The organism is uncultured Campylobacter sp. (genome assembly GCF_938045595.1).
Classification (GTDB): Bacteria; Campylobacterota; Campylobacteria; order Campylobacterales; family Campylobacteraceae; genus Campylobacter_B.
In genome coordinates this window covers 1-8,193 of sequence record NZ_CALIBB010000094.1, presented here as the reverse complement: position 1 = coordinate 8,193, position 8,193 = coordinate 1, and the positions used below count along the sequence as shown (strand labels likewise).

Genomic DNA, 8,193 nt, shown 5'->3' with positions numbered 1-8,193 from the left:
GTTTTTGGCAAATATTAAATTTGCGGCGAGCGAGCTTTAGCGCGGTTTAGCTTTGATACGCTCTATTCGTTTGCGTTTGCTTGTGCAAGTTCGCACTTATTTGTGCGCGGATTTGGTCTATGGCGGACGAGCTTTGGCGAAGATTTTGTTAGCAGCGAGCAGGCTTTAGCGCGACCCTATTCGCGGCGAGCGCGTTTTTGGCGTGGATTGTATGTGCAGCAAGTGGGCTTCGCCGCGTTAATGCAAATTTAGCGCGGGCCATGCCTGCACTCGTTCGTTTTGCTTGCGCAAGTTTTGTTCGCACCGGATGTCGTTTGCATGCAAGCCGCCGCGGATTTCGTAGAATTTTATAAAAAGGTTGATAATGCAAAATTTAGAAAAATTACAAGAAAAACTGGGCTACAAATTTAAAAATTTAACCCACCTCAAGATCGCTCTTACGCACAAAAGCGCCAAAAACGGGCACAACAATGAGAGGCTGGAATTTTTAGGCGATGCGGTGATGGATCTGATCGTGGGCGAGTATCTTTTCAAAAAATTTAGTAGCGACGAGGGCGATCTGAGCAAGCTGCGCGCCGCACTCGTGAACGAAAGCAGCTTTTCTAAATTTGCAAAATTTTTGGGCATCGGCGAGAACCTGAATATGTCGCTGTCTGAGGAGCGTAACGGTGGGCGAGAGAAGCCCTCGCTGCTTTCGGACGCCTTTGAGGCGATAATGGGCGCCGTCTATCTTGAGAGCGGGCTGCAAAACACCGCCCGCATCGCGACTGCAATCTTAGAAATCCTCTATCCGCGCATCAGCTTTAACGAGCTCGTGCGAGACTACAAAACCGCGCTGCAAGAGCTCACGCAGGCAAAATTCGGCGTCACGCCCGAATACGTCCTTTTAGGCTCGAGCGGCCCCGATCACAAAAAAAGCTTCGAAATGGCGGCGCTCGTAGGCGGCAAGCGGCTCTCATCCGCCGTGGGAGCGAGCAAAAAAGAGGCCGAGCAAAAATGCGCGCAAATCGCGCTCGAGCTTTTACAAAACGGCGCCTCGCACGGCACTGGCGCAACAAGTGGTGAGCAAGCAGCATGCGGCGACGCACAAAGCGGCGCAAATCGCGCTCAGGACGACAAAAAAGGCTCGCGAAATGGCGACGGACGAGCGCGGGGCAGCGCAAAGAGCGATCGCGCCGGCACATCGGGCGGCACGCCGAGCGCTAAAAAAAGCAATGAGCGAAGCGTGCGCGATACGGATAAACAAAGCAGCGGCGATCAAGGAGGCGCGCTATGAATACCTTCGGCGAGAGATTGCGTCTTAGTACCTTCGGTGAGAGTCACGGCGCGGCGATCGGCGGCGTTTTGGACGGCTTTCCGGCTGGCGTGGCGATCGAGCCTTCAAATATCCAAAGCGAGCTTGACCGCCGCAAACCTGGCAGCAGATACGCTACGCCGCGCAAAGAAGCCGACGAGATCGAAATTTTAAGCGGGATTTTTGACGGGCGCAGCACCGGCGCGCCGATCGGATTTATCATCCGCAACGCAAACCAGCACTCAAAGGACTACGAAGATCTCAAAGATATTTTCCGCCCCGCACACGCCGATTTTTCGTATTTTGCCAAATACGGACTGCGCGATTACCGAGGCGGCGGACGGGCAAGCGCGCGCGAAACCGCCGTGCGCGTGGCTGCGGGAGCGTTTGCGCAAATTTTGCTAAATCACTTTAAAATTTCCGTAGAAAGCGGAATTTACGGCGTGGGCGAAATTTACGCGGAAAATTTAGACTTCGACTTTGCGCAAAACAGTGAAATTTTCGCGCTCGATCCCGCCGTAGAGAGCGCACAAAAGGAGTTAATTCTAAGCGTCAAAAATGCGGGCGATAGTATCGGCGGCTGCGTGCTAACGCGCGTCACGGGCGTGCCTGCGGGGCTCGGCGAGCCGCTGTACGGTAAGCTGGATGCGGCGCTTGCGGGCGCGATGATGGGCATAAACGGCGTAAAGGCAGTGCAGATCGGCGCCGGAGTGAAAGTAAGCACGCTAAAAGGCAGCGAAAACAACGATTTTATGCGCGCTAGCAAGGATTTGATCCGCACCAATGGCGGCAAGATCGGCGCAAATTTTGCGAGCAACAACGCAGGCGGGATCTTAGGCGGCATAAGTAGCGGCGCGCCTATCGAGATAACGACGCATTTTAAACCCACTCCGAGCATTTTTATGGCGCAGCATAGCGTGGACATGCGCGGCGCGGATGCGATCTGCGATCTGCGCGGGCGGCACGATCCGTGTATCGCCGTGCGCGGCAGCGTCGTAGCTACTGCAATGGCGCGGCTGGCGATCGCCGATGCGCTGCTGCTAAACGCGAGCGCGACGCTGGGGAATTTAAAGCGAATTTATGGCGAGAATTAAATTTAGACGGGCGCCCTTAATTTTGCAAAATTTCATGAAATTGCAGGGCCGAGCGATAAAATTCCCGCGAGCGAGGCGGACAAATTTTAAATTTACGCGGTAGACCTATCGCGACAAGGAGAGCAAAATGAGACTTGAGCGTATCGGCGAGGACTCGGCGCTGATCGCGCGCATAGAGGCGATCAACGTCGCAGCGTTCCCCGAAATCGAGCGCATCAGCATAAAAAATTTTTTAAAAATGTCGCGCAAAGGACAGCTTGAAATCGCGGCGATTTTTGAGAATTTTAGCGCCCTGGGCGGCGGCGCGGCTGATAAACATCATGCGGCGAGTGAAAATTTATGCGCGCCGAATCAGGATTTTTGCGCGGCAAAGTGGGATTGCGGCGAAGCTAGCCAAGATCGCGATACTGCGAATAAAAATTCCGATGCGAGCGACTACGGCGCGGCAGAATTAACCTCTTTGAGTTCCGAAAATCGCGGCACCGCAGATAAAAAATCTAATGCGACGTGTGAAAAATCCAGCTTGGAAAGTAAAAATCCCAGCGCAGCGACAGGCGAAAATTCAAACGCGGCGGCGCAAAATTTAAGCGGCGAGGAGCTGGTTGGCTTTTTCGTCTATAGAACCGAGCAAACTTACAAGCGCGCGGTTTCGCACCACAAACAGCCGCCGCCTCGCCTAAATGCGGATAAAATTTTAAGATCCAAAGCCCATAGCGGCGCGGAATTCGCTTGTAATGCGGGATCTTTCGGCGCTGCGAGCGACGAAATTTCAAGCTACGTTACGAGCGACGAAATTTCAGATTTAAGCGCTAGCGACGGGGTTTTGGGCGCGGATCAAAGGCTAGCGAGCGATAATATAAAACGCGCGGACGGCGATTTAAAGCAAGCAAGTGCGAGAGAAATACTATGCTGCGGTGCCACGACAGATAAAATTTCAAATGTGAGCGTGCACGGCGAAATTCCACCGAGCGCTACGAAGAGCGAAATTTCGTCCGATGCCGTAAAGGGAAAGATTTTGCACTACGATGAGAGCGGGATTTCGCGTCGCGATGAAAGCAAAATTTCGCGCTACGATGAGAGCGAAATTCCAAGCGGCGAAGAGAGCGGGATTTTTTACGTGGCTTACCTCGGCATCGATGCGAAATTTCGCGGGCTGGGGGTCGGCTCAAGGCTACTCGCGCTCATCGTCACGCAAAATCCGAGCGCGCAAATCGTCCTTGACGTCGAGCCGCCGCACGAGGACGCGCCCAATCTCGCGCAGCGCCTGCGCCGCATAGAATTCTACGGCAGGCACGGTTTTCGGCGCTGCGGCAAGTTTTTCAACTACGCAGGCCTAAGCTTCGAGATCCTTGCTAAGCCGCCGCTAAGCGCGCCGCAGCAGGGATTTGACGTAGCGAGCTTCGTGAAATTTATCGGCGCGGGCAATAAATTTAGATTTAAAATCACCGACGCGCCGCTATATAAAAACTGATGCAAAAGCCCGAATTCAGCCTTATTTGCGACGATACGTTTTATAGAATTTTCTCCGCCTCTATCCTTGCGTTTTTTTGCATTTTTATCTCTTTGGACATCGGCGGATCGGGGGAGCTGTTTTACACGGACAGCCCGCTACGCTCGCAGCAAGCCAAGCCCAGCCTGACGATCGTTTTTATGTTTTTAGCGTTACTTTATCTGCGAAGCGGTAGCAAAGAGGCGGCGCGCGTGGAATTTGACGAGCTTAAAATATCCTTTCGCAGAGGGCTAGACAAATACGATCTTATGCTTGGATGCGTCGATCTGATAGAGCCGTCGTTCGGCTTCGTGCGGACGTTTCGCGTGCCGTTTATAAGCTACGAGCGGTTTTTGAAACTGCAAGAAATTTTAAAATTCTTGCTTCTTTTCGCATACGTCGCGGGCGTGTTTTTGACGATCAAATTCGGCTTTGTCGAAGCTGCGATCTATGCAGCGGCGGGCATTTTTGCGATTTTGATCGCTTCAAAGCTCGTCGTCGCGCGAAGGTTAGACGGACGAGCGGGGCTACGACTGCGCGACTGCCTGCTACTGCGCGGGAGGGACGATACGGGCGCGGCGGTATTTTTTTGCATCCGTCCTAGCCGCGCCGAGCGCGAAGCTTTACGCATATATTTTTTGAAAAATTTCAGCTACGACATTAAGGCGTGAAATTTTTCAGTTTTCAGCGTAAAATTTAGACCCGCGGGGTAATCTAGCTACGGCTAAACGTAAACGAAGCGCAAAGGCGGATACTGCGCGAGCATTTCACGGCGAGATTGGGGCTGGATTCGAGCAAAATTCTACTCACAGCAATCGTAGATGGGATCTCTCGGTACTCGAAGTAGTCGCAAATAAGCTCGCTCTGTGTCTGAAAGCTCCATAACTAGTCGCAAAGAGCGCCACATTGTCCGTCCGCTTAACGAGGACGATCGCCGCTTGTCGCAACTCGTCTCGTCGCAAGCGCCTCCGCAAATATCCTACGCTTTTAAACGCGCCGAAAGCGAGGCGGTGATAAAATGTGCTTCGTCAAAAATCATATCGAAAAGGAATTTTATGAGGGATTACGACAAAGAGCCGATCAAAATCATAGATAGAGCGGTTTACTTTCAAAACAATATTGTTCTTTTTCTTTCACTCGGTTGCTTATATAAAATATTCAATCTAGAAGTTACTCCGTTAAACTTGAAATTTTACACGCATTTTAGTGACGATTTAGTTATGTTTATCGTAGTGGTCTTTTTATTGTTGCCGGCTACATTACTTTGGCCTATTAAAAGAAAGGGCAGCCCCGCGTATTTTTTATTGGAAAATAATAAAATCAGCTATATAAATGCTTTCGACGATAAGCCCGGATCGCTAAATCAGGCGCTAAATGATTTTTATTTTGTCAAGAAAGAGGGAGTAATAAAAATTTGCGATGCCTGCGATATAGATAAGGTAAGTTTTTGCATTATATCAGAGCTATACGATAGCTACGGAAGATTTCACTATTTTTCGTCATACGAGCTGTATAAAAAGTCGTCCATAGGGGTACACATAGGAAAGGCTGTATTGTTTTTATATCATACGATAAATTTCATATTGTTCATCTTGCCGTTTAAAATTTATATGCTGATAAGAGCGGATGAGCCTTTGGGCTTAATCCGCAAAAATATCGTGTTAAGGTTCAAAAATAGAAATTACTTCCTTATAAATATATATTCTAGGCGAGATCTGGATGAGATACTAGAGTATTTTAAGCAAAAAAGCGTCCAAGTTACAAACAAAGTGGTCTTTATGCCGCAGGCGCAAAATAAAGGCCTATTTACTGACAAGAACGAAATTTGGAGCGACGATTTTAGCGATACGCAAATTCCAAAAGACACGTTTAAGCGAAAGCTTAGGCGGTTTTTTAGCTTGGATTGAAGAGCGATTCCGCCCGTTTCAGCGTAAAATTTAGACCCGCGGGGTAGAATTACAAAAATTTTTACACGGAGCAAACAATGAAAAATTTCTTTCTAGCCGCAATAGTTTGCGCGCTTTTTAGCGGTTGCGCATATGAAGCGCAGTTTAATCAAAATGCCGATGTAGCGCCGTTTGACGACACTATAAGCGCGACTAACGCCATGCAAAGCGCGCTCATTTATATCCCTAGCGAGCTAATGGGGACGAAAAGCTACGCCGCAAGCTCGAAGCTAGGCAGAGACGATGAGCTTAAAATCGACGTCGGCGAGTTCGTCGCAGGCGAGGCAAAGCGCTTCTTCGGCACCTACCTAAGGCGCGTGAGCGTCACCGACGACGAAAAAGCGCTGCAAGGCAAAGGGCTCGTCATCGCACCCGAGCTTAGCTCATTCGGCTTTGGCTTTTACAGCTCCGACGGCATCGACGTTTCGGCAAAGCCCTATGTGCGCTACAATCTACGTCTAAAAATGTTTAAAAACGGAAAGCCGATCTACAACCAAAATATCGCCGTAAACGAGCGCAACTTCGGCGAGGAGGAATTTTTCGGCGGCGGTCAGGGCTCATACGCGCAGATCGGCGGGATCTTTCAAAAATCGATGGCGAATGATTACGCCGTGCACGCTAGAGAAATTTTGGACGTAATCAACGATAACTAATCGCGCTTGCGCCTTTGTGCGTGGTAAGCGGCATCTGGTCGATTATTTTTGCCCGCCATCTTGTGGTAAAATTTGTCGCGGCGATCTTGCAGCAAGCGCTTGCGGATTGTCGCGCCTAAATTTTATTTATTGATATAATTAGCATGGCTTTAAGGCTCCCATAGACGCGCTTTCTTGCGGGATTTACTAATCTACGGCATTAAATCCTTTTGATACCGAGTTTGCCAGCGCTCTAGGCATCAAATTTAATCCCGCAAGCTGGGTAAATTCCGTAAAAATCACGTTATGAAATTAACCTGGCAGCTCATATTTAAGTGTGGCGAGCCAATAAATTCCGCACCTTGACATACTGCCTAATTTCACTTTTCGGAGCCAAATTTTGTAAATAAACTTTTCACATTCTCTGCCCTGCTTGCATAAAATTCCATATTCGCAGCACCAAAAATTCGATCTAAATTTAAAGCAGCGATTAATATTAATTTTTATATCATTACTAAATTTTTTAAGGAGAGAATTATGAAAAAGTTTTTATTGCTTCCGTTTGCTTTCGCGGCGCTTTTTGCGGCACCAAGCTGCAATAATGTCCAGCTCAAAGCGGCTGTGGAAGGTATCAATAAGAGTGCGCCGATGCGAGTCGACGAGATTACCACGTTAACGGGTGCTGAGTGCAAGGATGGCAGCTTCATCTATAACTACGAGCTAAATGACGGCATGGGGATGAAATTTGACAGTGTCGGAAATGATCAAAAAACCGTGATACAAAATGTCATAGATAGCCAAAATAAGCAAATTTTTTGCAACCAGATGAAGGTAATGCATCCGCTAATAAACAGCGCGATATGGAGCTATAAGATAAAAAGTGGCGAAGAATTTATAAGGGTAGAATTTAAGCCTAGCGATTGCAAGTAGCGCTTGCGCGAGATTTAAAATTTAGCGTGGCGTGAGCCTTTGCCTGCTCGCCCGCGCAGCATCCGTTTAAAATTTATCCACTCTGCTTTTGATTTCGCCTGTGCAAAAGCAACATGCTAAAATTTCTGCTTGACTTTTATCGCGTCGCCGCGTATAGCATGGCGCGGATCAGCGTGTATTTCGTCGCCACAAAGCGCTAAACGCGCCGAGTCCTTTTTAAGCCGCGATCTAATTTTGCGTCAGATTCTGCCAGCGGCGTTTTTCATTAAAATTTTACTATTTCACGCGGAATTATATCTGTGTAGCAGCGCAAACACCGCGTAAAGCTTTCGCGCGAAATTCTATAAGTTACGAAATTTTATTTGAAACAGCATCGTAGATTTCGAGTCAGAATTTTATGATTTATTATGCTACACTTGCTGCGATGAAATCTTACTAAATTTTATCCGCGACCTGCTCGCATAAAATTCTGCGTCAAAGCACAAGCTCGCTTGCAAGCTTACAGAGGTGCCAGCCGCCAATGCACCGCCGCACAAAACGCAGCTAATCAAACGCCTCGCTTGGGTTTTAAAATTCACCGTTCGCAGCTATTTTTATCAAGCTTTAGCCGTATCGGCGGCAAGCCCTTTATTTCATAGTTTAACACCATCGTTTTGCCGAGCTCCCGCAGGCGCTGCGAAAATTCCGTGCTGCAAAAGCTGGCCTTCGCCTTGACAAATAGCATCTCTTTTAAAATTTCCGCATCGCCCGCATCCAGCGCGCTAAGGTCTAAATTCGGCGAGCTATTTAACGCGTAATCGTATATGAA

General features: G+C 48.7%; 7 protein-coding genes and 1 pseudogene. 7 read left to right on the top strand and 1 reads right to left on the bottom strand.

The window, feature by feature from the left end:
• Positions 1–364: 364 nt before the first annotated feature.
• From rnc to Q0340_RS03840, 7 genes and pseudogenes are all read left to right on the top strand, one after another.
• Positions 365–1,027: pseudogene (gene rnc / locus Q0340_RS03870) on the top strand (ribonuclease III); the annotation flags it as partial.
• A gap of 245 nt (positions 1,028–1,272) precedes the next feature.
• Positions 1,273–2,388: a chorismate synthase gene (gene aroC / locus Q0340_RS03865; protein WP_298082233.1), complete on the top strand. Its 1,116-nt coding sequence runs from the start codon at positions 1,273–1,275 to the stop codon at positions 2,386–2,388.
• Between the two features lie 127 nt (positions 2,389–2,515).
• Entirely contained in the window at positions 2,516–3,859 is a 1,344-nt protein-coding gene (locus tag Q0340_RS03860) for a hypothetical protein (RefSeq protein WP_298082232.1), read from the top strand.
• A complete protein-coding gene (locus Q0340_RS03855; RefSeq protein ID WP_298082231.1) occupies positions 3,859–4,548 on the top strand; it encodes a hypothetical protein in 690 nt (229 codons plus the stop codon). The genes Q0340_RS03860 and Q0340_RS03855 overlap by 1 nt, the downstream gene beginning before the upstream one ends.
• Positions 4,549–4,932: 384 nt before the next feature.
• Positions 4,933–5,784, top strand: coding sequence for a hypothetical protein (locus Q0340_RS03850; protein WP_298082230.1), 852 nt, complete (start codon positions 4,933–4,935; stop codon positions 5,782–5,784).
• A gap of 77 nt (positions 5,785–5,861) precedes the next feature.
• Positions 5,862–6,476: a hypothetical protein gene (locus Q0340_RS03845; RefSeq protein ID WP_005871467.1), complete on the top strand. Its 615-nt coding sequence runs from the start codon at positions 5,862–5,864 to the stop codon at positions 6,474–6,476.
• A 516-nt stretch (positions 6,477–6,992) separates the two neighbouring features.
• Complete coding sequence (locus Q0340_RS03840; RefSeq protein WP_298082229.1) at positions 6,993–7,385, top strand: hypothetical protein; 393 nt, start codon at positions 6,993–6,995, stop codon at positions 7,383–7,385.
• A gap of 574 nt (positions 7,386–7,959) precedes the next feature.
• Here the strand turns inward: Q0340_RS03840 and Q0340_RS03835 are convergent.
• A partial coding sequence (locus Q0340_RS03835) for a hypothetical protein (protein ID WP_298082228.1) occupies positions 7,960–8,193 on the bottom strand: 234 nt, incomplete at its 5' end.

What these genes read in the sequence shown, in the direction of transcription:
- aroC (WP_298082233.1), top strand. Translation starts at nt 1,273, where the DNA reads ATGAATACCTTCGGCGAGAGATTGCGTCTTAGTACCTTCGGTGAGAGT.
- Q0340_RS03860 (WP_298082232.1), top strand. Translation starts at nt 2,516, where the DNA reads ATGAGACTTGAGCGTATCGGCGAGGACTCGGCGCTGATCGCGCGCATA.
- Q0340_RS03855 (WP_298082231.1), top strand. Translation starts at nt 3,859, where the DNA reads ATGCAAAAGCCCGAATTCAGCCTTATTTGCGACGATACGTTTTATAGA.
- Q0340_RS03850 (WP_298082230.1), top strand. Translation starts at nt 4,933, where the DNA reads ATGAGGGATTACGACAAAGAGCCGATCAAAATCATAGATAGAGCGGTT.
- Q0340_RS03845 (WP_005871467.1), top strand. Translation starts at nt 5,862, where the DNA reads ATGAAAAATTTCTTTCTAGCCGCAATAGTTTGCGCGCTTTTTAGCGGT.
- Q0340_RS03840 (WP_298082229.1), top strand. Translation starts at nt 6,993, where the DNA reads ATGAAAAAGTTTTTATTGCTTCCGTTTGCTTTCGCGGCGCTTTTTGCG.